Consider the following 22,682-nt stretch of genomic DNA (forward strand, 5'->3'; position numbering starts at 1 on the left):
GCAATCGGGCCTTCCAGCCTTATGCAGCCATGCCAGCCAATACCTCTTCTTATAAAGAGCTGGGTGAGCAGGATTATCGGAGAAATACCATGTCGTACGCAGTAATCGTTACTGGTGGCAAGCAGTACAAAGTCGCCCCAGGTGAATACCTGAAGATTGAAAAACTGGAAATCGCTACTGGCGAATCCGTTACTTTTGATCGCGTTCTGTTGGTCGCCAATGGCGACGACGTGAATATCGGCGCTCCAGTTGTTGCTGGCGCTACCGTTGTGGCTGAAGTGATCTCCCAAGGTCGTCACGATAAAGTCCGCATCATCAAGTTCCGTCGTCGTAAGCACCACATGAAGCGTATGGGCCACCGCCAGTGGTACACCGAGATCAAAATCACCGGTATTCAGGCTTAATTTCAGCCTAATTCCTCACTAGGAGAATTGAACTCATGGCACACAAAAAAGCTGGTGGTAGTACCCGTAACGGTCGCGACTCAGAAGCCAAACGCCTTGGCGTGAAGATGTATGGCGGCCAGGTTATCATTCCGGGCAACATCATCGTGCGTCAGCGCGGCACCCAATTCCACGCCGGTTACGGTGTTGGCATGGGCAAGGATCACACTCTGTTCGCTAAAATCGACGGCGTGATCAAGTTTGAAGTAAAAGGCGCTTTCAACCGCCGTTACGTGAGCATTGTCCCGAAGACTGACGTCGTCGCGGCATAATTACGTAGTTGCTGGAAAAGCCCTGTCTCGCGACGGGGCTTTTTCGTTTGTGGGGTGAGTCTCTTGCAAAGCTGTTTGTGATGGGCAAAAGCAGCTGGGTTTGAGGTAGTTGCTTGAGGTCGCTGCGCTCATTTTTGCAAGAGTCTTATGTCTAGGTTTTTTCGGCTCGTCCGTACGACGAGAGGCGTTTTGTTATGAAGTTTGTTGATGAAGTATCGATTCGAGTAAAGGCCGGTGACGGCGGCAACGGTTGCATGAGCTTCCGTCGCGAAAAATTCATTGAAAACGGCGGCCCTAACGGCGGTGATGGTGGTGATGGCGGGTCGGTCTACATGATCGCCGATGAAAACCTCAACACCCTGGTGGACTACCGTTACACCCGTCACTTCGATGCCGAGCGCGGTTCGAACGGCGGCAGCACTGACTGCACTGGCAAGAAGGGTGAGGAATTGGTGCTGCGTGTGCCGGTTGGCACCACAGTTATCGACTCTGCTACTCAGGAAGTCATCGGTGACCTGACCAAGGCTGGCCAGCGTCTGCTGGTGGCGCATGGCGGCTGGCACGGCCTGGGCAACACCCGTTTCAAATCCAGTACCAACCGTGCTCCGCGCCAGACCACGCCGGGTAAACCGGGTGAGGCGCGTGATCTCAAGCTGGAAATGAAAGTGTTGGCTGACGTGGGTCTGCTGGGCTTGCCGAACGCTGGTAAAAGTACCTTTATCCGCTCTGTGTCGGCCGCCAAGCCGAAAGTCGCCGACTACCCGTTCACCACGCTGGTGCCTAACCTGGGAGTGGTCAGCGTCGATCGCTGGAAAAGCTTCGTGGTTGCGGACATTCCGGGCCTGATCGAAGGCGCATCTGATGGTGCGGGCCTGGGGATTCGCTTCCTCAAGCACTTGTCGCGTACCCGTTTGCTGTTGCACCTCGTCGATATGGCGCCGCTGGATGACGCCAGTGCTCCGGATGCGGCTGAAGTGATTGTCAGCGAGCTGACCAAATTCAGCCCGTCCCTGGCTGAGCGCGATCGTTGGTTGGTGCTGAACAAGTGCGACCAGATCCTTGAAGAAGAGCACGAAGATCGCGTCAAGGAGATCGTTGATCGCCTTGAGTGGACCGGTCCGGTCTACGTGATCTCGGCCATCTCCAAGCTCGGTACCGAGCGTCTGTGCCACGACATCATGCGTTACATGGAAGATCGTGCCGATCGCCTGGCTAACGACCCGGCTTACAAGGAAGAGCTGGCTGATCTCGATCAGCGCATCGAAGATGAAGCCCGTGCGCAGTTGCAGGCGCTGGACGATCAGCGTGCCTTGCGTCGCAGTGGCGTCAAGTCGGTCCATGACATCGGCGACGATGATTGGGACGAAGAAGATGTGGATGACGAAGACGGTCCGGAAATCATTTACGTGCGTGACTGATTCGTTGCGATAAACTTAAACGCCGCTCTCTGGAGCGGCGTTTTAGTATCTGGAAATCGATCGTTGGTCACGAATAACCACGATTAACGTCACGGGCAGTGCCAGGTCGCGCTGTCCTCAAGCTAAGGTTGAAGATGATGCGGAGCAAGGTGACAGGTGCGCAGCGTTGGGTCGTGAAGATCGGCAGCGCTTTGCTGACGGCGGACGGCAAGGGCCTGGATCGCGCGGCAATGAGTGTCTGGGTTGAACAGATGGTGGCGCTGCATGAGGCGGGCGTCGAGCTGGTGCTGGTGTCCTCTGGGGCGGTAGCTGCGGGCATGAGTCGTCTGGGCTGGACGGTGCGACCCAGTGCGATGCACGAGTTGCAGGCGGCCGCCGCTATCGGTCAGATGGGTCTGGTGCAGGCCTGGGAGTCGAGCTTTGGTGTGCATGGCCGGCATACTGCGCAGATCCTGCTGACTCACGATGACTTGTCCGACCGCAAGCGCTATCTGAACGCTCGTAGCACCTTGCGCGCTCTGGTTGAGTTGAAGGTTATCCCGGTGATCAACGAAAACGACACTGTGGTCACCGACGAAATCCGTTTCGGCGACAACGACACGCTCGCGGCGCTGGTGGCCAATCTGGTCGAGGCTGATTTGCTGGTGATCCTTACCGATCGCGATGGCATGTTTGACGCTGACCCGCGCAATAACCCAGATGCCAACCTGATTTACGAAGCGCGCGCCGATGATCCGGCGCTGGATGCGGTGGCTGGTGGTACTGGCGGCGCATTGGGGCGTGGTGGCATGCAAACCAAGTTGCGTGCGGCGAGGCTGGCGGCGCGTTCCGGGGCGCACACCATCATTGTGGGTGGGCGTCTGGAGCGAGTGCTGGATCGGCTGAAGGCTGGTGAGCGCATTGGCACCTTGCTCTCGCCTGAGCGCGGCATGCTGGCCGCGCGCAAGCAGTGGCTGGCCGGGCATCTGCAAACCCGAGGCACGCTGGTGTTGGATGCGGGAGCTGTGGCTGCGTTATCCCAGGGCAATAAAAGCCTGCTGCCGGTCGGTGTCAAACTGGTTCAGGGCAGCTTTCGTCGCGGTGAAATGGTGGTATGCGTAGCACCGGACGGTCGTGAAATTGCTCGCGGCCTGGCCAACTACAGTGCGCTGGAAGCACAAAAAATCATTGGGCAGTCGTCTGAGGCGATTGTTGGTTTGTTGGGTTATATGGCGGAACCAGAACTGGTTCACCGCGATAACCTGATTCTGGTCTGAGGAATTACCTGAATGCGCGTGGCAAAGGGGTTGTTGGGTCTGCTATTGGCGATGCCGCTACTGGCTTCGGCTGAAGAGATTGGTCAGGTGTCGACGGTGTTCAAGTTTGTGGGGCCGAACGATCGTATTGTCGTCGAGGCATTTGATGATCCGAAAGTCGACGGTGTGACCTGCTATTTGTCGCGCGCCAAAACCGGTGGTGTGAAGGGTGGCTTGGGTTTGGCTGAAGATCGTGCGGAAGCGTCGATAGCATGTCGTCAGGTCGGGCCGATCAACTTCAAGGGTGAGTTGAAGGATGGCGACGAGGTGTTCAAGGAGCGCACGTCGCTGGTATTCAAGACCATGCAAGTGGTGCGGTTCCTCGACAAGAAGCGCAATACGCTGGTGTACCTGGTCTACAGCGACCGTTTGATTGAGGGCAGTCCGCAGAACGCGGTTACCGCGATCCCGATTTTGCCGTGGCCTCACGCCCAGTAAGCTAGCAAAGATCCAAATTGTGGGAGCGAGCCTGCTCGCGATAGCGGACTTTCAGTCAACAGAGGTGTTGAATGTTGGTCACTCATCGCGAGCAGGCTCGCTCCCACATTTTTTTGTGTGGTGTTTGTTAAATCGCAGGCAATAAAAAACCGACCCTGAGGTCGGTTTTTTAACAAGCTTATCGCTTATGCGGCAACAGCAAGGTTCAGAGCCTTGACGTGACCGTTCAGGCGGCTCTTATGACGAGCAGCCTTGTTCTTGTGGATGATGCCTTTATCGGCCATACGGTCGATAACTGGCACGGCCAGAACGTAAGCAGCTTGAGCTTTTTCAGCGTCTTTTGCGTCGATGGCCTTAACTACATTCTTGATGTAGGTACGAACCATGGAACGCAGGCTGGCGTTGTGGCTGCGACGCTTCTCAGCCTGTTTTGCACGTTTTTTGGCGGAAGGTGTGTTGGCCACCGTCGAGCTCCTCGAAAGACTTTTTAGGAAATAGCAAACAAAATAGGCCGCGAATCATGCCGATGAGTTGATGTCTTGTCAAGGGCGGTTGAGACGTTCCGCTAAGTGGTAGGTATAAAGAGGCGGGATATTTATTTCCGGCGCTTGACCTGTAAACTCGCGAGCTTTGGCTCTGTGCTGCTGCGGCGCGGAGTATCGCATAAGTAGGCGCTTTGTTCGCCTGCTGTTTATCGACAGGCACAAACTCTTTAAATGAATCTGCTCAAATCGTTGGCCGCCGTCAGCTCTATCACGATGCTCTCCCGGGTTCTGGGGTTTGTTCGTGACACCCTTATTGCGCGTACATTTGGCGCGGGGATGGCCACGGATGCCTTCTTTATCGCCTTCAAACTACCGAATCTGCTGCGACGGATCTTTGCCGAGGGTGCTTTTTCTCAAGCCTTTGTGCCGATTCTTGCCGAATATAAAAGCCAGAAGGGTGAGGAGGCGACGCGAACATTCATTGCCTATGTTTCTGGCCTGCTGACCCTCGTGCTGGCGCTGGTCACTGTATTGGGCATGATTGCCGCGCCTTGGGTGATCTGGGCAACGGCGCCAGGTTTTACCGACACGCCAGAAAAATTCGAGCTCACCTCCAGTCTCTTGAGGGTCACCTTTCCTTATATATTGCTGATCTCTCTTTCCTCGCTGGCCGGGGCGATCCTCAATACCTATAACCGCTTTTCGGTGCCGGCCTTCGTGCCAACCCTGCTGAACGTCAGCATGATTGTCTTTGCATTGTTCCTGACGCCGTATTTCAACCCGCCGGTCATGGCTTTGGGGTGGGCGGTTTTGGTGGGTGGACTGGCGCAATTGCTCTATCAGCTGCCACACCTGAAGAAGATCGGCATGCTGGTGCTGCCACGCCTGAATCTTCGCGATAGCGGTGTCTGGCGGGTGATGAGGCAGATGCTGCCGGCGATTCTCGGCGTTTCCGTCAGCCAGATTTCGCTGATCATCAACACTATTTTCGCCTCCTTCCTGGTCGCAGGCTCTGTGTCCTGGATGTATTACGCGGACCGCCTGATGGAGTTGCCCTCGGGTGTGCTGGGCGTGGCGCTGGGCACTATCTTGCTGCCAACGTTGGCCAAGACCTACGCCAGTAAAGATCGCCATGAGTATTCGCGCATCCTCGACTGGGGCCTGCGGCTGTGCTTCGTGCTGGTGTTGCCGTGTTCGCTGGCGTTGGGGATTCTGGCTGAGCCACTGACCGTTTCGCTGTTTCAGTACGGCCAGTTCAGTGCGTTTGATGCGTCCATGACCCAGCGTGCGCTGGTGGCGTATTCGGTTGGTTTGCTGGGGATAATCGTGATTAAAGTGCTGGCGCCGGGGTTTTATGCGCAACAGAACATCCGCACTCCGGTAAAAATCGCGATTTTCACATTGATCGTCACTCAACTGTTCAACCTGGTATTGATTGGCCCGCTGGCCCACGCCGGCCTGGCGCTGGCCATTAGCGCCGGTGCTTGTATCAATGCCGGGCTGTTGTTCTATCAACTGCGCAAGCAGCAGATGTATCAACCGCAGCCCGGCTGGGCCAAGTTCGGCTTGAAGCTGGTGATCGCGGTGTTGGTGATGTCCGCTGTACTGCTCGCGGGGATGCACTTCATGCCGCCGTGGGATCAGGGGCATATGCTTGAGCGCTTCATGCGATTGGGCGCTTTGGTGGTCGCTGGAGTGGTGTCTTATTTCGGCATGTTGGTGCTGATGGGCTTTCGCTTGAGAGACTTCAATAGAAAGGCCTTGAGCTAAGGCTCAGGCCTCGATAAATACGGGCGAGCCGGTGGTTTTGTCGGCTCGATCACTTTGGGTTACGGTGTTGCCTGTCGTCGGGCGCCGGGTGTGGTTATAATCGACCACTTTATGAGCAAGAAGCGCGTTATGCAGCTGGTTCGAGGCCTCCACAATCTGCGCCCCCAGCATCGGGGCTGCGTCGCCACTATTGGCAACTTTGACGGTGTTCACCGTGGCCACCAGGCTATCCTGGCGAGGCTGCGTGAGCGTGCGCTCGAGTTGGGCGTGCCCAGCTGCGTGGTGATTTTCGAGCCGCAGCCGCGCGAATTTTTCGCCCCTGAGACGGCACCAGCACGTCTTGCCCGGCTGCGGGACAAACTGCAGCTGTTGGCTGAAGAAGGTGTCGACCGGGTCTTGTGCCTGGCGTTCAACCAGCGCTTGAGCAAGCTTGGCGCCAGTGAATTTGTCGACACCATCCTCGTTGATGGCCTCGGTGTGCAACACCTGGAAGTCGGCGACGACTTCCGTTTTGGTTGCGATCGGGTAGGCGATTTCGATTTCCTGCAGCAGGCAGGTGTCGTTCAAGGATTTACCGTTGAAGCGGCGCAGACCGTCGAGATGGAAGGCATTCGTGTCAGCAGCACTCAGGTCCGTAACGCCCTGGCTGCCGCTGATTTTGCGTTGGCCGAGCGACTGCTCGGGCGCCCGTTCCGGATTGCCGGGCGGGTACTGCATGGTCAGAAACTGGCGCGCCAACTGGGTACGCCCACCGCCAACGTACAACTCAAGCGCCGTCGTGTGCCGCTGACCGGGGTTTACCTGGTCAATGTCGATATCGACGGCAAGACTTGGCCGGGCGTTGCCAATATCGGCGTGCGGCCTACGGTTCAAGGGGATGGCAAGGCCCACCTCGAAGTCCATCTTTTAGATTTTGCCGGCGATCTGTATGACCGGCGTTTGACGGTGGTTTTCCACCATAAGCTGCGTGAAGAGCAGCGTTTCGCCTCTCTGGAGGCGCTTAAGACGGCGATCAATGCGGATGTCGCCGCCGCCCGTGCCCTGTCGCACCTAGCGCCAATCGCTAATGAAGAGCCATAAATGACCGACTATAAAGCCACGCTAAACCTTCCGGACACCGCCTTCCCAATGAAGGCCGGCCTGCCTCAGCGCGAACCGCAGATTCTGCAGCGCTGGGACAGCATTGGCCTGTACGGTAAGTTGCGTGAAATTGGCAAGGATCGTCCGAAGTTCGTCCTTCACGATGGCCCTCCTTATGCCAACGGCACAATTCACATCGGTCATGCGCTGAACAAAATTCTGAAGGACATGATTATCCGTTCGAAAACCCTTTCGGGTTTCGACGCGCCTTACGTTCCAGGTTGGGATTGTCATGGCTTGCCGATCGAGCACAAGGTTGAAGTGACCCACGGTAAAAACCTGGGCGCGGATAAAACCCGCGAACTGTGCCGTGCCTACGCCGCCGAGCAGATCGAAGGGCAGAAATCGGAATTCATCCGTCTGGGCGTGTTAGGCGATTGGGCCAACCCGTACAAGACTATGAGCTTCAAGAACGAGGCCGGCGAAATCCGTGCCTTGGCCGAAATCGTCAAGGGCGGTTTTGTGTTCAAGGGCCTTAAGCCTGTGAACTGGTGTTTCGATTGCGGTTCGGCACTGGCTGAAGCCGAAGTCGAATACGAGAACAAAAAATCCTCGACCATCGACGTCGCGTTCCCGATTGCCGACGAAGCCAAACTGGCTGCCGCTTTCGGTCTCTCGTCGCTGGGCAAACCTGCCTTGATCGTGATCTGGACCACCACCCCGTGGACCATTCCGGCCAACCAGGCACTGAACGTTCACCCGGAATTCAACTACGCCCTGGTCGACGTCGGCGACAAATTGCTGGTGCTGGCCGAGGAGCTGGTTGAGTCGTGCCTGGCGCGCTACAAACTGGAAGGATCGGTCATCGCGACCACCACCGGTAAAGCGCTGGAGCTGATCAACTTCCGTCATCCGTTCTACGATCGCTTGTCGCCGGTTTACCTGGCCGAGTACGTCGAACTGGGCGCTGGCACCGGCGTGGTTCACTCCGCCCCGGCCTACGGCGTGGACGACTTCGTGACCTGCAAAGCGTATGGCATGGTCAACGACGACATCCTAAATCCGGTCCAGAGCAACGGCGTGTATGTACCGTCGCTTGAGTTCTTCGGTGGCCAGTTCATCTGGAAGGCCAATCCGGCCATCGTCGAAAAGTTGACTGAAGTCGGTGCGCTACTCGACACCACTGTTATCGAACACAGCTACATGCACTGCTGGCGCCACAAGACTCCGCTGATCTACCGCGCCACCGCGCAGTGGTTCATCGGCATGGACAAGGAACCAACCAGCGGTGAAACCCTGCGCAAGCGGGCGATCAAAGCCATTGAAGAAACAAAATTCGTTCCGGCCTGGGGCCAGGCACGTTTGCATTCGATGATCGCCAACCGTCCGGACTGGTGCATCTCCCGCCAGCGTAACTGGGGCGTGCCGATCCCGTTTTTCCTGAACAAGGAAAGCGGCGAACTGCACCCGCGCACCGCTGAACTGATGGAAGAAGTTGCCAAGCGCGTCGAAGTCGAAGGCATCGAAGCCTGGTTCAAAATGGACGCGGCCGAGTTGCTGGGTGATGAAGCGCCGCAGTACGACAAGATCAGCGACACGCTGGATGTGTGGTTCGATTCCGGCACTACGCATTGGCACGTGCTGCGTGGTTCGCACCCGATGGGTCATGAAACCGGCCCGCGTGCCGACCTGTACCTGGAAGGCTCGGACCAACACCGTGGCTGGTTCCACTCGTCGCTGCTGACCGGTTGCGCCATCGACAACCACGCGCCTTATCGCGAGTTGCTGACTCACGGCTTCACCGTTGATGAGGCCGGTCGCAAGATGTCCAAGTCGCTGGGCAACGTCATCGCTCCGCAAAAGGTCAATGACACCTTGGGCGCCGACATCATGCGTTTGTGGGTCGCGTCTACCGATTACTCGGGCGAAATGGCCGTTTCCGATCAGATCCTGCAGCGCAGTGCCGACGCTTACCGTCGTATTCGTAACACGGCGCGCTTCCTGCTCTCCAACCTGACCGGTTTCAACCCGGCCACCGACATCCTGCCGGCCGAAGAAATGCTGGCGCTGGACCGTTGGGCCGTGGATCGCACCCTGTTGCTGCAACGCGAGTTGCAGGAGCATTACGGTGAATACCGTTTCTGGAACGTGTACTCGAAGATCCACAACTTCTGCGTGCAGGAACTGGGCGGTTTCTACCTCGATATCATCAAGGACCGTCAGTACACCACTGGCGCCAACAGCAAGGCGCGGCGTTCGGCGCAGACTGCGCTGTACCACATCTCTGAAGCGCTGGTGCGCTGGATCGCGCCGATCCTGGCCTTCACCGCCGACGAGCTGTGGGAATACCTGCCGGGCGAGCGTAACGAGTCGGTGATGCTCAACACCTGGTACGAAGGCCTGACCGAACTGCCAGACAACGTCGAACTGGGCCGCGCCTATTGGGAGCGGATCATGGCGGTGAAGGTGGCAGTCAACAAGGAAATGGAAATCCAGCGCGCAGCCAAAGCCGTCGGTGGCAACCTGCAAGCCGAAGTGACGCTGTTTGCCGAAGAAGCGCTGAGCGCCGATCTGGCCAAGCTGAGCAACGAGTTGCGTTTTGTGCTGATCACCTCGACCGCCACCGTTGCACCTTTCGTGCAAGCGCCGGCCGATGCCGTGGTTACCGAAGTCAGCGGGCTGAAGCTGAAAATCGTCAAGTCGGCCTTCGCCAAGTGCGCCCGTTGCTGGCACTGCCGTGAAGATGTTGGCGTGAACCCGGAACATCCGGAAATTTGCGGTCGTTGCGTCGACAACATCAGCGGCGCTGGAGAGGTTCGTCACTATGCCTAATGGCGTTGGTCGTTTCGGACGGCTGAGTTGGCTTTGGTTGAGTTTGCTGGTCCTGGTCATTGACCAGGTCAGCAAAGCCTACTTCGAAGGCTCGCTGAACATGTACCAGCAAATCGTGGTGATCCCCGATTATTTCAGCTGGACCCTGGCGTACAACACCGGCGCAGCGTTCAGCTTCCTGGCCGACAGCTCCGGCTGGCAGCGCTGGTTGTTCGCCCTGATTGCGGTCGTGGTCAGCGCCGTGCTGGTGGTTTGGCTGAAGCGTCTGGGGCGCGATGAAACCTGGCTGGCAGTGGCGTTGGCCCTGGTGCTCGGTGGCGCGCTAGGCAATTTGTATGACCGCATTGCCTTGGGACATGTGATCGATTTCATTCTGGTGCATTGGCAACATCGCTGGTATTTCCCGGCGTTCAACTTCGCTGACAGTGCAATCACTGTCGGCGCCGTGATGCTTGCACTGGATATGTTCAAAAGTAAGAAGACCGGAGAAACCGTTCATGACTGAACAGGTATTGGCTGAGCAACGCATCCGCCAGAACACGGAAGTCACCTTGCACTTTGCTTTGCGCCTGGAGAACGGCGACACCGTCGACAGCACCTTCGACAAAGCCCCGGCGACCTTTCAGGTCGGCGACGGTAACCTGTTGCCAGGTTTTGAAGCTGCATTGTTCGGCTTCAAGGCTGGCGACAAGCGTACGCTGACCATCGCGCCGGAAAACGCGTTTGGTCAGCCGAATCCGCAGAACGTACAGATCATCCCGCGTTCGCAGTTCAAGGACATGGAGCTGTCAGCGGGTTTGCTGGTTATCTTCAACGACGCGGCGAATACTGAACTGCCTGGCGTGGTGAAAGAATTCGATGATGAGCAAGTCACCATCGACTTCAACCATCCGCTAGCGGGCAAGATACTGACCTTTGACGTCGAGATTATCAGCGTCAAATCGCTGTAACTGACCCAATGCGGGCAAATGTGGGAGCCTGCTCCCACATTAGGTTTTTCACTGTTTTCGCTATTTCTTGCGCGCAAGACACGAGGCACAGCATGCAAATCAAACTCGCCAATCCCCGTGGCTTCTGCGCCGGTGTGGACCGGGCGATCGAAATCGTCAACCGCGCCCTGGAAGTCTTCGGGCCGCCTATCTATGTGCGCCATGAAGTGGTGCACAACAAATTCGTCGTTGAAGACCTGCGTGCTCGCGGGGCAATCTTCGTCGAGGAGCTGGATCAGGTGCCGGACGACGTTATCGTGATCTTCAGTGCCCATGGTGTATCCCAAGCGGTGCGTACCGAAGCGGCAGGCCGTGGCCTGAAAGTGTTCGATGCCACGTGCCCGCTGGTGACCAAGGTGCATATCGAAGTGGCGCGCTACAGTCGCGACGGTCGTGAATGCATCCTCATCGGTCACGCCGGTCACCCGGAAGTCGAAGGCACCATGGGGCAGTACGATGCCAGTAATGGTGGCGCGATCTACCTGGTGGAAGATGAGAAAGACGTCGCCGCATTGCAGGTAAACAATCCTGAGAAATTGGCGTTCGTGACTCAGACAACGTTGTCGATGGACGATACCAGCCGTGTCATCGACGCGCTGCGGGCGCGTTTCCCGGCAATCGGTGGTCCGCGCAAGGACGACATCTGCTACGCCACGCAAAACCGCCAGGACGCGGTTAAGCAACTGGCGGATGAATGCGATGTGGTGTTGGTGGTGGGCAGCCCCAACAGCTCCAACTCCAATCGCTTGCGTGAGCTCGCCGAACGCATGGCCACGCCAGCCTATTTGATCGACGGTGCCGAAGACCTGCAAAAAAGCTGGTTTGATGGTGTCGAGCGCATTGGCATTACGGCGGGTGCCTCCGCCCCAGAAGTTCTGGTGCGTGGCGTGATCCAGCAGTTACAGGCGTGGGGTGCGACCGGTGCCGACGAACTGGCAGGTCGTGAAGAGAACATCACGTTCTCCATGCCTAAAGAGCTGCGTGTGCGCTCGCTGCTTTAAGTTTTTTCCCTCTCTCGCATAACGCCTGTGCAGTTTTTTTGCTGCGCAGGCTGACGCGACCGCTAGCCGCCAGTACTACCTGCAATTCACTCACCGGCCCGCGTGTTGCACAAACGTGCAGCGTCCCCGCTCGAAAGCCTCCTTCGTCTAATAGCGGTTTGCCCAGATGGTTGAACCGTATAGCGGTTTTTACCGGGCCGTTGCCGAAAATCGGTACTTGAGTATTGCTTTGGCGTTCGAGCAGCAGTGGGTTGTCACTGTCTTCATGTCCCTTGCCACTGACGTCCGCAATCATCCGCCAACCCTGACTCCAATCGTCATTGGTCGCGTGAATCACAATGGTCTGGTTGCGCGTAATCGCCTCGCTTCTGGCGCTGCGTATTCCACTGACGATTGACCATGCTGCTTCCTCGCGATGGTTGGATTCAGTCAACGCGGCGAACGCCGGGGTGGCCAGGTGTAGAACAATCGCGGCAATCGCCAGTCCCATAAGCAGTTCGATCAGGCTGAAACCTTGCTGACGCATGATATCTCCCTCCCTGGAGTGGTGCGGAACGCGCAATCCTTGCGCAACTAATGGCAAAACAACTCACATCTACCGCTCGAATGTTCTAGCGTGTAGAGGCAGGTATAGCCGACGGCATCGGAGGGCACTGATGGATCATCGTACAAAAGGTTTCACGCTGATCGAGGTATTGATCACGCTCGCTGTCTTTTTGATTTTGATCACCTTGGCCGTTCCGATGTTTACCCGTTCGGTGCAGGGAACCCGCGCCGACACCGAGATTGGCGACTTGCAGCGTGGCCTTAATTTCGCTCGGCTTGAAGCCATCGACCGTGGCATTACTACCCGGGTTCGCCCTACGGTGGCGGGCGGGGCCTGGACCGGAGAAATCTCGGTGTATGACGGTACTGGCAATCTGGCCAATGTATTGCGGGTTGTTCCCGCGATGAGCAGCGGTGCGACTCTGGCGCTAACCTCAGGAGTGGCCCCCATTGATTTCAATAACCTGGGCGGCTTGTTGGCTCCGTCGACGGCGGTGGTTATCAGCTACGTGCTGGGGTCGCAAAGCAGGACGCTGAATGTGTGTTTGAACGGTCGAATTTTACTGGGCGGTAGTTGCGGATGAGGCAAGGAAGCAAGCGGGTACAGAAGGGCATGACTCTGATCGAGGTGCTGGTTGCGTTGTTGATTCTGACTGTGGGGCTGTTGGGGGCAGCGGCGATTCAACTTAATGCGCTGAAATATACCGACAGTTCACGGATGACCAGTCAGGCCAGTTTTATCGCTTACGACATGATGGACCGTATCCGTGCGAACTCCGGAGCCGATTACACCGTCACGCCGCCCACCGCCGGTAACCTGAACGTTGCGCGCGATCAGGACCTCTACGACTTCACGACCAACATCGTCGCCTTCGGCGGAGCTACCGCGACAGGCAGCATTACCCTCAATCAGCGGGTGTACACCATCACCATCAATTGGGATGACTCGCGAGCCGCCAACGCCGCGAATACTCGTCGCAGCTTTGTGCTGAGCAGTCGCGCCACAGTCGATCCGGTGACCACACCATGAGCCGGTCCAACAAAGGGTTTGGCCTGATCGAGTTATTGATCGCACTGGCGCTGAGTCTGGTGGTGGTGCTGGGTGTGGCGCAGATTTTCATCGCGGCCAAAAATACCTACGTCAGTCAAAACACAGCCGCCGGCATGCAGGAAGATGCGCGGTTTGTACTGAGCAAGTTGATTCAGGAAATTCGCATGGTGGGCATGTTCGGATGTCTTGGGACCATCACCGATGCCAGTGCGGGGTCAAGTTTTGGTGCGATTCAGGCAACGCCTATCAGTTGGGACAATTCCAACCTGCAATTGACGCTGGTCACCGCTGATGTGGGCGCCAATGGGGGAGTGCCGACCTGGACTGTCATCTCCGATTGCCGAAACACAGCGACCGCTTATTCAAACCTGGCCGCTCCCGCGGCCGGGCAACTGGCGTTTCCGATCCGGCGGCTGGTCTACGTCTTGAAGAACGGTCAACTGACCATGGGCACCGGTATTGGTACGCCCCCCCAGTACGTGCTGGTGGACAACGTGAAGTACTTTAACGTGAGTTTTGGGCTCGCCACCTCGGCCACTGATGTCGCGGCGTCCACCTACAGCACGAATCCGGCTGACCCATCCCGAATTCGCAGCGTGCGGTTGAGCCTGACGCTCACCGATCCGAACCTGCGTGTCAGTGATCAAACCTTCAACGTAGTTGCCGCTTTGCGCAACCGATTGCAATGAGAGGAGAGCCGATGAACCGTTCTCCCGTGACCTCTCGTTCCCAGCGCGGAATGGCGCTATTGGTCAGCCTGGTATTTCTTCTTTTGCTAACGCTGATCGGCATTTCATCCATGCAAAATGCGACCCTGCAGGAAAAAATGGCCGGCAGTGTGAGCCTGCGTAATCAGTCTTTTCAACTCGCCGAGGCGACCTTGCGCATGGGCGAGAGTGCGGTGCAGTTGTCTGGCTACACGCTGACTATTTGCGGGTCCACGGCTCAATGTGCGCCGCCGGCCGAGTCGTCTACGGTCACCAGTGCCGGGTTGAACGCTACGTCCGGTGTCAACTGGATCGCGGCCGGTGGCGGGTTTTACGGTGTGCAGAACATCGGCACCACGCTAACGGCGGTCAACGTGCCGAGCAATACCTCGGCGACGCTTTACAGGGTCACGGCCGTGGGTGTGGTGGGTAACAATGTTCGCAGTGTGGTGGAGAGCATCTATGCCAAATATTGATGCTCGCAGTGGCTGGCGCCGCCGTTTGGCGCAGGCCGTGATGGGCGCATTGCTGATGTTGTATCTGTCGGCACCGGCCTATGCCTTTACGCCCTCGGATTCACCGTTGCTGAGCGCCGCTGCCGTGCCGCCGAACGTGATGTTGCTGATCGACGACTCCGGCAGCATGAACACCATCATCTTTGCATCCGGGTTCGATCCGACCGTTAACGGGCGCACACCGGCCCGGCAATGCAACGCGCTGTTGGGGTTGTGCCTGAGTTATTCGAATATCGTCGGCGACTCGATCTTCCTTTCCAGCCTGCCCACGTCCGGGTGCTCAAGTGGCAGCTATGCGTTTTACAACAACAGTATTGTCCCGCAATGCTTGAAACTCCCCGATCCCGTCGGCAACGGCAACACGCGCTACACGGACGACTATCTGTCGTACCTCGTTGGGCTCGCCAATGGCAGTAACCGCGACTTCACGACCGGCTCAATCCCCACCGATTACCGCATTAACGTGGCGCGCAACGTGTCCACCGCATTGGTGACCAGCAACCGAAGTTTGCGCATCGGTCTTTCGACCTTCAATCCGCCGACCAACAATAACTCTGGTAATGGCGGATACATCGCGCGCTCCATCAGCGATTTGGCCGTGGTCTCGGGCAGCGTGACCCAGGCTCAGGCCGATACCAACTACAACGCATTGATCAACGCAATCAACGGTTTGAGTGCTGTTGCCAACACACCGCTGGCCGAAACCTACTACGAGATCACCCGTTATTTGCGCGGCATGGCGCCGTACTACAACTCGACGCCGACCACTTACACTAGCCCGATCCAATACCGCTGCCAGAAAAACTATGGCGTGGTGATTACCGATGGCTTGCCGACCTTCGACCGCACGTTTCCCACTAACGATCCGTTGGGCGGCACCCGGTTGCCCAACTGGGACGGGGTCAACAACGACGGTAACAATCTGAACGGTGATAACGAGGGCGATACGCTGTACCTGGATGACATCGCAAAATTCGCCTTCGACATCGACATGCGTTCAACCGGCACCGACGCTGCCGGTAAAAGTTGGGACGCCGCAGATTTTCCCAAACAGAACATGAACACCTACACGGTGGGTTTCACCGCCACCAACCAGATGCTGTCGGATGCCGCCGCTTATGGCCAAGGTTTGTACTATCAGGCCAACGACGCTGCCGGGCTTAATACGGCCTTGTCCTCGGCACTGAGCAACATCACCTCCAAAGCAGGGTCCGGTGGTGCTGGTGCGGTCAGTGGCACTGCGTTGAACAGTAGTTCCAGTTTCTTTCAGACCAGCTACGACCCCAAGGATTGGCGAGGGACCATCAAAGCTTTCGGCTTCACCTCGACTGGAAATGTGAACACCGCTGCCACGCTATGGACCACCGACACGGCTATTGTGCCCAGTGCCACCGCGCCAACTTATCAATCGTGGAACACCCTGACCAACGCTGCTATCACGCTGGCCTACACCAATTTCTCTCCCGCTCAGCAAACGTCCCTGAGCCAGAGCCTGCCCACTGGCATCGTCGGTAACGATCTGGTGGAGTGGAGCAAGGGCACCAATAAAACCGGGTTGAAAGTACGCAGCGTGTTGTTGGGCGATATCATCAATTCGCCGCTCGCACTGGCCTCACCTACTGATCAGACTGCTTCGGATCTGGTGGGTGACAGCACTTACACCGCCTACCTGGCGACCAAGTCAGCGAACATGAGCGCCAGCCTTGTGGTGAATGCCAATGACGGATTTCTCAACGTCATCAATGCGGCTAACGGTGCGCGACGTTATGCGTACATGCCTTCTAGCGTGTTGCCATCGTTGCGCTACATAGCCGACCCCACTTACATCAACGGCGTCAGCCACAAGTTTCTTGTCGACGGTCAGGTTGGAGTCTTTGACGCGCAACTCAACAGTGCCTGGAAAACCGTGGCCCTTGGTGGCGTCGGCGCGGGCGGCAAGACGTTTTACGCCGTGCAGTTGTTCGACGCATCGGCGGGGAACGTGTTCAAGGCGTTATGGGAAATCAGCGCACCGACCACGGCGAGTACAGCAAACGTTTTCAATGATCTGGGTTATGCCTATGCCCGGCCAGAGGTGGCACGCTTGTCTGACGGCCGATGGGCAGCCTTTATCTCAAACGGCTACGGAAGCAATTCCGGGGTGGCGGCGTTGTACGTGGTCGATATCCGTGATGGCTCGTTGATCAAGAAAATCGTCATCGACAGCACTGAAACCACCAACGGCCTGTCTTCGGTGAAGCTCAAGGTCAATTCGCAGAATGTGGTGCAAGCGGCCTATGGCGGCGACTTGAAAGGGCGAATGTGGAAGTTTGACTTGAGTGGTACCACTACCGACACGTGGGGCGTAGCGTTTTCCGGCAAACCTTTGTTCACAACGCCTGGCGGTGCCACTCAGCCGATTACCGCGCAGCCACTGCTGGCCGATAATTCACTGGGTGGCAAAGAGGTATTTTTCGGGACCGGTAAGTTCAACGAGACCGCCGACAAAACCAACAAGGACCTGCAGGGGTTTTATGCGGTGTGGGATGCCGATGGTGGTTCCGGCCAGATCACGGTGTCGAGTTTGCAGGCCCAGGCGGTTACGGGGGTGTTCACCGGTGGTGCCGGCGGCCAGTTCATTACCACGACTCAAAATGAAACCACCTATCCGGCAGAAAAGGGTTGGTACTTACCTTTGGTTTACAACAATGCGCTCACTGGCGAGCGTGTGATCAACCAGGCCAGCCTGGTGCTGGGCCGAATCGTGTTCACTACGGCCAGCGTAGACACCACGGACCCATGCTCGAGTTTCGGCACCGGCAAATTGGTCGAACTGGATGCGTTCAGCGGTAAGATGCTCAACTATGCGGTGCTCGATACCAATGGCGATGGCGTGGTCGATAGCAATGACAGTATTTCCAGTGGGGTCATTTTTACGGGGGGTATTCCGACCCTGAACGCCATCGCCAATGGTGGAACCGACAAGTACGTGACCGACAGCAGTTCGGCCACTACCAGGTTGAAAGAAAAAGGTGGCGGCGGCGGTCGTCGCATCATGTGGCGACAAATACAGTAAAGCGAGAGTTGAGGCATGCGCAGATCCAACCGAGGTTTTACCCTGATCGAAATGTTGATCGTGATTGCGATCATCGGGATCATCATCACCATTGGCTATCCTAGCCTCACCGAATACTTGAACAAGGGGCGCCGCACTGAAGTGGTGGGTACGTTGTCCGAGCAGGCGCAAATTCTCGAACGGTTCTACTCGAAGAATAATGTCTACACCGGTATCACCGGCCTGAGTGCCGGCACCAGCTATTACACCATCACGCCAACCATCACGGACCAGACCTTCCTGCTGACGGCGGTGCGCAAACCCGGCGCAATGGCAACGGACAAGTGCGGGGATTTCACCCTCACTAACACGGGTGTCAGAAGCATGGTCAATGCCACGGCCGGGTTGGCCACCAAGGACTGTTGGGGCCGCTGAGTTTATTTTTCGGACGCCTTTTGCGTTCGCTGTCTATTTATTGGTTGGGTCAGAGCATGAGCACGCAACAGCAAGTGGTGATCGTCGGCGGTGGTGTTATTGGCCTGATGACGGCATTCAATCTCGCGTCAGAAGTACAAAGCGTTGTACTGCTGGATCGTTCCTGTGTCGGTCAGGAATCTTCCTGGGCTGGCGGCGGTATCGTTTCGCCGCTCTACCCTTGGCGTTATAGCCCAGCTGTCACCGCGCTGGCGCATTGGTCGCAAGATTTTTATCCACAATTGGGCGAGCGGTTGTTTGCGGCGACCGGGGTCGATCCTGAAGTGCACACTACCGGTTTGTATTGGCTCGACCTGGACGATGAGGCCGAGGCTCTTGAATGGGCAAAGCGCGAAAACCGTCCGTTGCGGGCCGTAGATATTTATGCGGCGCACGACGCGGTACCGGTATTGGGCGCAGGTTTTTCGCGGGCGATCTACATGGCCGATGTTGCCAACGTGCGTAATCCGCGCTTGGTGAAATCTCTGAAAGCCGCATTGTTGGCGCTGCCCAACGTAACCATTCATGAGCAATGCGAAGTCAGCGGGTTTGTTCGTGACGGCGATCAAGTGGTCGGCGTGCACACTTCTGCGGGCGATATTCGTGGTGATCAGGTTGTGCTGACGGCGGGTGCCTGGAGTGGTGACCTGCTCAAAACCCTGGGGCTCGAACTGCCAGTGGAGCCTGTGAAAGGGCAAATGATTCTTTACAAGTGTGCGGCAGACTTCCTGCCGAGTATGGTCCTGGCCAAGGGCCGATACGCGATTCCTCGACGCGACGGGCACATTCTGATTGGCAGCACGCTGGAACACGAAGGGTTCGATAAAACACCCACCGAGCCTGCACTGGATAGCCTCAAGGCTTCGGCAGTCGAGTTGATTCCAGCGTTGGCGGAGGCGGAAGTGGTAGGGCATTGGGCCGGATTGCGCCCTGGCTCGCCTGAAGGCATTCCCTACATTGGTCAGGTGCCGGGTTTCGAAGGGCTGTGGCTCAATTGCGGGCACTACCGTAACGGCCTGGTATTGGCACCAGCGTCCTGTCAGTTGTTTGCCGATGTGATGCTCGGGCGGGCGCCGATTATTGACCCGGCACCGTATGCGCCGACCGGGCGACTTTAATCCAGCCCCAGTTTCTTGAGTCTGTAGCGCATTGATCGAAACGAAAGATTCAACCGCTGAGCCGCCGCCGTGCGGTTCCAGCGGGTTTCTTCCAATGCTTGAAGAATGAGTTTGCGTTCGACGTTTTCCAGATAGTCTTCCAAGTTGTCGATCTGCGTCAGATCAGGAAGGCCACCGTCAGCGGCGCAGTTTCCCTCAGCCAATCGCAAGTCACTGGCTTCGATCTGTTTGTTTTCACACAGCGTATGAGCCCGTTCCAGCATGTTCTCCAGTTCTCGTACGTTGCCAGGAAAGCGATAGCTTTTCAGCGCCTCCAGAGCGTGCGGATGGAGTTTGGTGGCAGGTTGGCCGCTGCCCGCCGCCAGGCGTTTCAGCACATGACTGACCAACGACTCGATGTCGTCACGGCGCTCGCGTAATGGCGGCACCCGCAGTTCGATCACATTCAGCCGATAGTACAAATCCTGACGGAAGCGTTCGGCGGCGACCTCGGCATCCAGGTCTTTGTGCGTGGCACACAGAATGCGCACATCCACCACGGTTTCCTGTTGGCCGCCAACACTGCGCACGGCTTTTTCCTGGATGGCTCGCAGTAGTTTTACCTGCATCGCCAGCGGTAGATCTGCCACTTCGTCGAGAAACAGGGTGCCGCCATTGGCAGCCTGGAACAAACCGGGTTTGTCTTCGATGGCACCGCTGAAACTCCCTTTACGGTGGCCGAAAAATTCGCTTTCCATCAACTCGGATGGAATCGCGCCGCAGTTCACCGGGATAAACGGCTGGCGCGTGCGGGGGCCTTGTTCGTGAATCAGTCGCGCGACCAGTTCCTTGCCGCTGCCGGACTCACCGCTGATGTACACCGGCGCCTGACTGCGCGCGAGCTTGTCGATTTGCTTGCGTAGATTACGCATCGGCAACGAATCACCCAGCAGGCGTCGATCGATGGCGGTGGTGGCGTCAACGTGTGCGGGCAGGAGCAGGGCAGTGGTGACCAACTCCCGGAGTCGGGTGAGGTCGACCGGTTTGGTCAGGAAGTCAAAGGCGCCAGCCTTGAGGGCGTTGATCGCTGTCTCCAGGCTGCCGTAAGCCGTGATCATGGCCACGGGTATTTGTGGGTAGCGTTGCTGGATGTGTTGCACCAGATCAAGGCCCGTACCATCGGGCAAACGCATGTCTGTCAGGCACAGGTCGAACGTTTCTCGAGACAGCAACGCCTGGGCTTCGCCGAGGTTGCGGGCGCTGAAGGTGTCGAGTTTCATTCGGCCCAGAGTGATCTCCAGGAGTTCGCGGATATCAGGTTCGTCGTCAACTATCAGAATTTTTTGCCGTGGGCTCATGTTCAACTTTGTTTCCGTCCGTGAGCAAAAGTGATGCGAAAGCAAGCGCCGCCTTGGCGTGGCTTGAAGTCTAGGCGCGCCTGGTTGCTTTCGCACAGTTCACGGGACAGATAAAGTCCAAGACCTGTGCCTTGAGTGCTGGTTGTGTAGAACGGCTCGAATAAATGCACCCGCGACTCCGGCGCAACGCCTGGGCCATCGTCCTGCACTTCAAGGGTGGGTAGTTGGCTGTCGGGGTCTATCCGTAACTCAAGCCAGACCTGTGCCTGTGCATGGAGTTGGGCGCTGTGGCGCCAAGCGTTGCGCAGCAAATTATCGAGGATTTGTGTCAGCTGGTTCGGGTCCATCAACGTTTTGAAGTCGCCGGGGGCGATACGCAAATGAACCTTCTTGTCCGGCGAGCCTTCGCGCGATTCATCGACGAACTGTTCCAGCCACGGCTTCAAATCAAGCCGTTGCGGCGCGCTTTGCTGACGGCGGGACAATTGCAGAACGTTTTCGATGACCCGGTTCATACGCTGGGAATGATCTTGAATAATCTGCGTCAGACGTCGATCCGCGCCGTTCAGTTCCTCTGACTCCTGCAGCAGCTGCGCGGCGTGACTGATGGCACCCAATGGGTTGCGGATTTCGTGCGAGATGCTGGCGGTCAGTCGGCCCAGTGCCACCAGTTTCAGTTGCTGCGCCTGCTGGGCGATTTGCGCGAGGTCTTCCAGGAACACCAGCGTCTGCTGATGCGGGATCTGCTCCAGCGCAATGAAACTGGGCTGCAGTTCCAGACTATTGCTGCCGACATTGATGCTCTGAGGGCGCAGCGTCGGGTTGTTCAGCCATAGTTGCAGGCGTTCGACCAATGCGGGCGAATGGTTGTCGATCAATTGACCTTCGAGGCCTTCATGGCCCAGTAAAACCTGCGCGCTGTGATTGGCCAGTTGCACGCGACGCTGGTCGTCGAGCACCAGGATACCGGTGCGCATGCGCTGTAGGATCAGTGCATTGAGTGCCTCGAGGCCAACGACTTCACTGGCCCTTTGTTCCGCCAGGGTTTCACTGTCATCCAGGCGTTGAATGAGCCCTTGTACCAGCAACGCCGCAGCAAAACACAGGGCGCCGAGGGTGCCGACTTGCAGGTAATCATTAGCGTTGGTCGAGTGACTGAAACCGAGCACAAAACTCGACCCGACAATACCGAGAGCTGCAACTGCAGCGATCAACAGCCCTATACGGCCTCGCAACAAGGTATTGCTGATAGCGACTGAAACAATCAGCAAGTTGCCGATGGCGCTGGCCACGCCGCCCGCCGCGTAGAACAAACCGCACAAGAGCAATACATCGACCAGTGCCAGGCTGAACAATTGTGTCTGGCGCCGGGTGTTTTCGAGAAATACCACCAGGAAAATATTTAGCACCAGGTACAACCAACTGCCGCTGCGCAGCAGATCATCCTTGGCGGCCGTCAGCAAATGGTTGTCCATGTTGCTGGAAATCAACAGCACCAGCGTGATGCCGATGCTCAAACGGTAGAGGTGGTAAAGGCGCAGCAACCGCTGGGCCTGTTTGCTGCCGGGACTGGACGTCTCAGCGATCACTGGAACCCGGGCCTTGCTCTAGGTGAGCCTGGCTGCAATACCACTGCTGTTGAACGGCCAGCGCGCGGTCGCGAGGCAGATGAACGCCGCAATGAGCGCAGCGGACCATGGGCGCCGCTTCCAGCTCGGCGGAAGATTTGGGTGCAGAAGCCGATCCCTTGAACTTGCGCCAGAACCATACTGCAGCGGCAATCAAGGCGATCCAGAACAATAAACGAAGCATGGTGAGCTGCTTTTTGACTAATGATTCGGCAGTTTAGCCAAGGTCGGGTCACGCGCACAGCGCAA

Annotated in this window: 23 protein-coding genes; 18 read left to right on the forward strand and 5 right to left on the reverse strand. The window is 57.2% G+C overall.

The window, feature by feature from the left end; translation table 11 throughout:
* The first annotated feature begins 89 nt into the window (after positions 1-89).
* The 5 genes from rplU (at position 90) to ACQR3R_RS26865 (ending at position 3,866) form a co-directional block, all read left to right on the forward strand.
* Positions 90-404, forward strand: coding sequence for a 50S ribosomal protein L21 (gene rplU, locus ACQR3R_RS26845; RefSeq protein WP_003176051.1), 315 nt, complete (start codon positions 90-92; stop codon positions 402-404).
* A 35-nt stretch (positions 405-439) separates the two neighbouring features.
* Positions 440-715, forward strand: a complete 276-nt coding sequence (rpmA, locus tag ACQR3R_RS26850) for a 50S ribosomal protein L27 (RefSeq protein ID WP_007943982.1) — start codon at positions 440-442, stop codon at positions 713-715.
* A 194-nt stretch (positions 716-909) separates the two neighbouring features.
* Positions 910-2,133 carry an Obg family GTPase CgtA gene (gene cgtA, locus ACQR3R_RS26855; RefSeq protein WP_428277083.1) on the forward strand — a complete coding sequence of 408 codons (1,224 nt, stop codon included), beginning with the start codon at positions 910-912 and terminating at the stop codon, positions 2,131-2,133.
* 134 nt (positions 2,134-2,267) lie between these two features.
* Positions 2,268-3,389, forward strand: a complete 1,122-nt coding sequence (gene proB / locus ACQR3R_RS26860) for a glutamate 5-kinase (protein ID WP_428277086.1) — start codon at positions 2,268-2,270, stop codon at positions 3,387-3,389.
* Positions 3,390-3,401: 12 nt separating this feature from the next.
* Positions 3,402-3,866 (forward strand): CreA family protein, encoded by a 465-nt coding sequence (locus ACQR3R_RS26865; RefSeq protein ID WP_428277088.1) that lies wholly within the window; start codon positions 3,402-3,404, stop codon positions 3,864-3,866.
* A 185-nt stretch (positions 3,867-4,051) separates the two neighbouring features.
* On the opposite strand, the gene rpsT is transcribed toward ACQR3R_RS26865, so the two are convergent.
* Entirely contained in the window at positions 4,052-4,330 is a 279-nt protein-coding gene (rpsT, locus tag ACQR3R_RS26870) for a 30S ribosomal protein S20 (RefSeq protein ID WP_008154937.1), read from the reverse strand.
* Positions 4,331-4,582: 252 nt separating this feature from the next.
* Between rpsT and murJ the strand changes: the two genes are divergently transcribed.
* From murJ to ispH, 6 genes are all read left to right on the forward strand, one after another.
* Positions 4,583-6,121, forward strand: coding sequence for a murein biosynthesis integral membrane protein MurJ (murJ, locus tag ACQR3R_RS26875; protein ID WP_428277091.1), 1,539 nt, complete (start codon positions 4,583-4,585; stop codon positions 6,119-6,121).
* A 129-nt stretch (positions 6,122-6,250) separates the two neighbouring features.
* Positions 6,251-7,201, forward strand: a complete 951-nt coding sequence (ribF, locus tag ACQR3R_RS26880; RefSeq protein WP_428277093.1) for a bifunctional riboflavin kinase/FAD synthetase — start codon at positions 6,251-6,253, stop codon at positions 7,199-7,201.
* On the forward strand, positions 7,202-10,033 hold the full coding sequence (gene ileS, locus ACQR3R_RS26885; RefSeq protein ID WP_428277095.1) for an isoleucine--tRNA ligase: 2,832 nt from the start codon (positions 7,202-7,204) through the stop codon (positions 10,031-10,033).
* Positions 10,026-10,538 (forward strand): signal peptidase II, encoded by a 513-nt coding sequence (lspA, locus tag ACQR3R_RS26890; protein WP_428277097.1) that lies wholly within the window; start codon positions 10,026-10,028, stop codon positions 10,536-10,538. Before ileS ends, lspA begins: the two co-directional genes overlap by 8 nt.
* On the forward strand, positions 10,531-10,983 hold the full coding sequence (gene fkpB, locus ACQR3R_RS26895; RefSeq protein WP_428277099.1) for an FKBP-type peptidyl-prolyl cis-trans isomerase: 453 nt from the start codon (positions 10,531-10,533) through the stop codon (positions 10,981-10,983). The genes lspA and fkpB overlap by 8 nt, the downstream gene beginning before the upstream one ends.
* 92 nt (positions 10,984-11,075) lie before the next feature.
* Positions 11,076-12,023, forward strand: a complete 948-nt coding sequence (gene ispH / locus ACQR3R_RS26900; RefSeq protein ID WP_428277101.1) for a 4-hydroxy-3-methylbut-2-enyl diphosphate reductase — start codon at positions 11,076-11,078, stop codon at positions 12,021-12,023.
* Here the strand turns inward: ispH and ACQR3R_RS26905 are convergent.
* Entirely contained in the window at positions 11,992-12,549 is a 558-nt protein-coding gene (locus ACQR3R_RS26905; protein WP_428277103.1) for a GspH/FimT family pseudopilin, read from the reverse strand. The two genes, ispH and ACQR3R_RS26905, sit on opposite strands and share 32 nt — an antisense overlap.
* A 130-nt stretch (positions 12,550-12,679) precedes the next feature.
* Between ACQR3R_RS26905 and ACQR3R_RS26910 the strand changes: the two genes are divergently transcribed.
* Genes ACQR3R_RS26910 through thiO form a run of 7 tightly spaced genes read left to right on the forward strand, consistent with a single transcriptional unit; the run spans position 12,680 to position 19,468 of the window.
* On the forward strand, positions 12,680-13,153 hold the full coding sequence (locus tag ACQR3R_RS26910; protein ID WP_428277105.1) for a GspH/FimT family pseudopilin: 474 nt from the start codon (positions 12,680-12,682) through the stop codon (positions 13,151-13,153).
* Positions 13,150-13,599 carry a type IV pilus modification protein PilV gene (gene pilV, locus ACQR3R_RS26915; RefSeq protein ID WP_428277107.1) on the forward strand — a complete coding sequence of 150 codons (450 nt, stop codon included), beginning with the start codon at positions 13,150-13,152 and terminating at the stop codon, positions 13,597-13,599. Before ACQR3R_RS26910 ends, pilV begins: the two co-directional genes overlap by 4 nt.
* Complete coding sequence (locus ACQR3R_RS26920) at positions 13,596-14,309, forward strand: prepilin-type N-terminal cleavage/methylation domain-containing protein (RefSeq protein WP_428277109.1); 714 nt, start codon at positions 13,596-13,598, stop codon at positions 14,307-14,309. Before pilV ends, ACQR3R_RS26920 begins: the two co-directional genes overlap by 4 nt.
* Positions 14,310-14,320: 11 nt before the next feature.
* Positions 14,321-14,803, forward strand: a complete 483-nt coding sequence (locus ACQR3R_RS26925; protein ID WP_428277111.1) for a PilX N-terminal domain-containing pilus assembly protein — start codon at positions 14,321-14,323, stop codon at positions 14,801-14,803.
* Positions 14,790-17,897, forward strand: a complete 3,108-nt coding sequence (locus ACQR3R_RS26930) for a PilC/PilY family type IV pilus protein (protein WP_428277113.1) — start codon at positions 14,790-14,792, stop codon at positions 17,895-17,897. The genes ACQR3R_RS26925 and ACQR3R_RS26930 overlap by 14 nt, the downstream gene beginning before the upstream one ends.
* A 15-nt stretch (positions 17,898-17,912) precedes the next feature.
* Complete coding sequence (locus tag ACQR3R_RS26935; protein ID WP_428277115.1) at positions 17,913-18,311, forward strand: type IV pilin protein; 399 nt, start codon at positions 17,913-17,915, stop codon at positions 18,309-18,311.
* A gap of 56 nt (positions 18,312-18,367) precedes the next feature.
* A complete protein-coding gene (thiO, locus tag ACQR3R_RS26940) occupies positions 18,368-19,468 on the forward strand; it encodes a glycine oxidase ThiO (protein WP_428277117.1) in 1,101 nt (366 codons plus the stop codon).
* Here the strand turns inward: thiO and ACQR3R_RS26945 are convergent.
* From ACQR3R_RS26945 to ACQR3R_RS26955, 3 genes are read right to left on the reverse strand one after another with little or no spacing between them, the layout of a single operon-like run.
* Positions 19,465-20,805, reverse strand: coding sequence for a sigma 54-interacting transcriptional regulator (locus ACQR3R_RS26945; protein WP_428277119.1), 1,341 nt, complete (start codon positions 20,803-20,805; stop codon positions 19,465-19,467). The genes thiO and ACQR3R_RS26945 overlap by 4 nt on opposite strands.
* Positions 20,806-20,807: 2 nt before the next feature.
* The gene (locus ACQR3R_RS26950; protein ID WP_428277121.1) at positions 20,808-22,394 is read right to left on the reverse strand and encodes an ATP-binding protein; all 1,587 of its coding nucleotides are present in this window, start codon (positions 22,392-22,394) and stop codon (positions 20,808-20,810) included.
* Positions 22,384-22,617: a PP0621 family protein gene (locus ACQR3R_RS26955; RefSeq protein WP_428277123.1), complete on the reverse strand. Its 234-nt coding sequence runs from the start codon at positions 22,615-22,617 to the stop codon at positions 22,384-22,386. The genes ACQR3R_RS26950 and ACQR3R_RS26955 overlap by 11 nt, the downstream gene beginning before the upstream one ends.
* Positions 22,618-22,682 lie beyond the last annotated feature (65 nt).

The sequence above is a fragment of the Gordonia sp. IEGM753 genome, assembly GCF_050321825.1.
Lineage (GTDB): Bacteria > Pseudomonadota > Gammaproteobacteria > Pseudomonadales > Pseudomonadaceae > Aquipseudomonas.

Bases quoted from the DNA above. Each gene is read 5' to 3' on its own strand.
- ACQR3R_RS26945 (WP_428277119.1), bottom strand. From the start codon at position 20,805: ATGAGCCCACGGCAAAAAATTCTGATAGTTGACGACGAACCTGATATC.
- rplU (WP_003176051.1), top strand. From the start codon at position 90: ATGTCGTACGCAGTAATCGTTACTGGTGGCAAGCAGTACAAAGTCGCC.
- proB (WP_428277086.1), top strand. From the start codon at position 2,268: ATGATGCGGAGCAAGGTGACAGGTGCGCAGCGTTGGGTCGTGAAGATC.
- cgtA (WP_428277083.1), top strand. From the start codon at position 910: ATGAAGTTTGTTGATGAAGTATCGATTCGAGTAAAGGCCGGTGACGGC.
- ACQR3R_RS26955 (WP_428277123.1), bottom strand. From the start codon at position 22,617: ATGCTTCGTTTATTGTTCTGGATCGCCTTGATTGCCGCTGCAGTATGG.
- thiO (WP_428277117.1), top strand. From the start codon at position 18,368: ATGAGCACGCAACAGCAAGTGGTGATCGTCGGCGGTGGTGTTATTGGC.
- ACQR3R_RS26930 (WP_428277113.1), top strand. From the start codon at position 14,790: ATGCCAAATATTGATGCTCGCAGTGGCTGGCGCCGCCGTTTGGCGCAG.
- ACQR3R_RS26865 (WP_428277088.1), top strand. From the start codon at position 3,402: ATGCGCGTGGCAAAGGGGTTGTTGGGTCTGCTATTGGCGATGCCGCTA.
- lspA (WP_428277097.1), top strand. From the start codon at position 10,026: ATGCCTAATGGCGTTGGTCGTTTCGGACGGCTGAGTTGGCTTTGGTTG.
- ACQR3R_RS26920 (WP_428277109.1), top strand. From the start codon at position 13,596: ATGAGCCGGTCCAACAAAGGGTTTGGCCTGATCGAGTTATTGATCGCA.
- ACQR3R_RS26905 (WP_428277103.1), bottom strand. From the start codon at position 12,549: ATGCGTCAGCAAGGTTTCAGCCTGATCGAACTGCTTATGGGACTGGCG.
- ispH (WP_428277101.1), top strand. From the start codon at position 11,076: ATGCAAATCAAACTCGCCAATCCCCGTGGCTTCTGCGCCGGTGTGGAC.
- ribF (WP_428277093.1), top strand. From the start codon at position 6,251: ATGCAGCTGGTTCGAGGCCTCCACAATCTGCGCCCCCAGCATCGGGGC.
- rpmA (WP_007943982.1), top strand. From the start codon at position 440: ATGGCACACAAAAAAGCTGGTGGTAGTACCCGTAACGGTCGCGACTCA.
- fkpB (WP_428277099.1), top strand. From the start codon at position 10,531: ATGACTGAACAGGTATTGGCTGAGCAACGCATCCGCCAGAACACGGAA.
- ACQR3R_RS26925 (WP_428277111.1), top strand. From the start codon at position 14,321: ATGAACCGTTCTCCCGTGACCTCTCGTTCCCAGCGCGGAATGGCGCTA.
- murJ (WP_428277091.1), top strand. From the start codon at position 4,583: ATGAATCTGCTCAAATCGTTGGCCGCCGTCAGCTCTATCACGATGCTC.
- ACQR3R_RS26935 (WP_428277115.1), top strand. From the start codon at position 17,913: ATGCGCAGATCCAACCGAGGTTTTACCCTGATCGAAATGTTGATCGTG.
- pilV (WP_428277107.1), top strand. From the start codon at position 13,150: ATGAGGCAAGGAAGCAAGCGGGTACAGAAGGGCATGACTCTGATCGAG.
- ileS (WP_428277095.1), top strand. From the start codon at position 7,202: ATGACCGACTATAAAGCCACGCTAAACCTTCCGGACACCGCCTTCCCA.
- ACQR3R_RS26910 (WP_428277105.1), top strand. From the start codon at position 12,680: ATGGATCATCGTACAAAAGGTTTCACGCTGATCGAGGTATTGATCACG.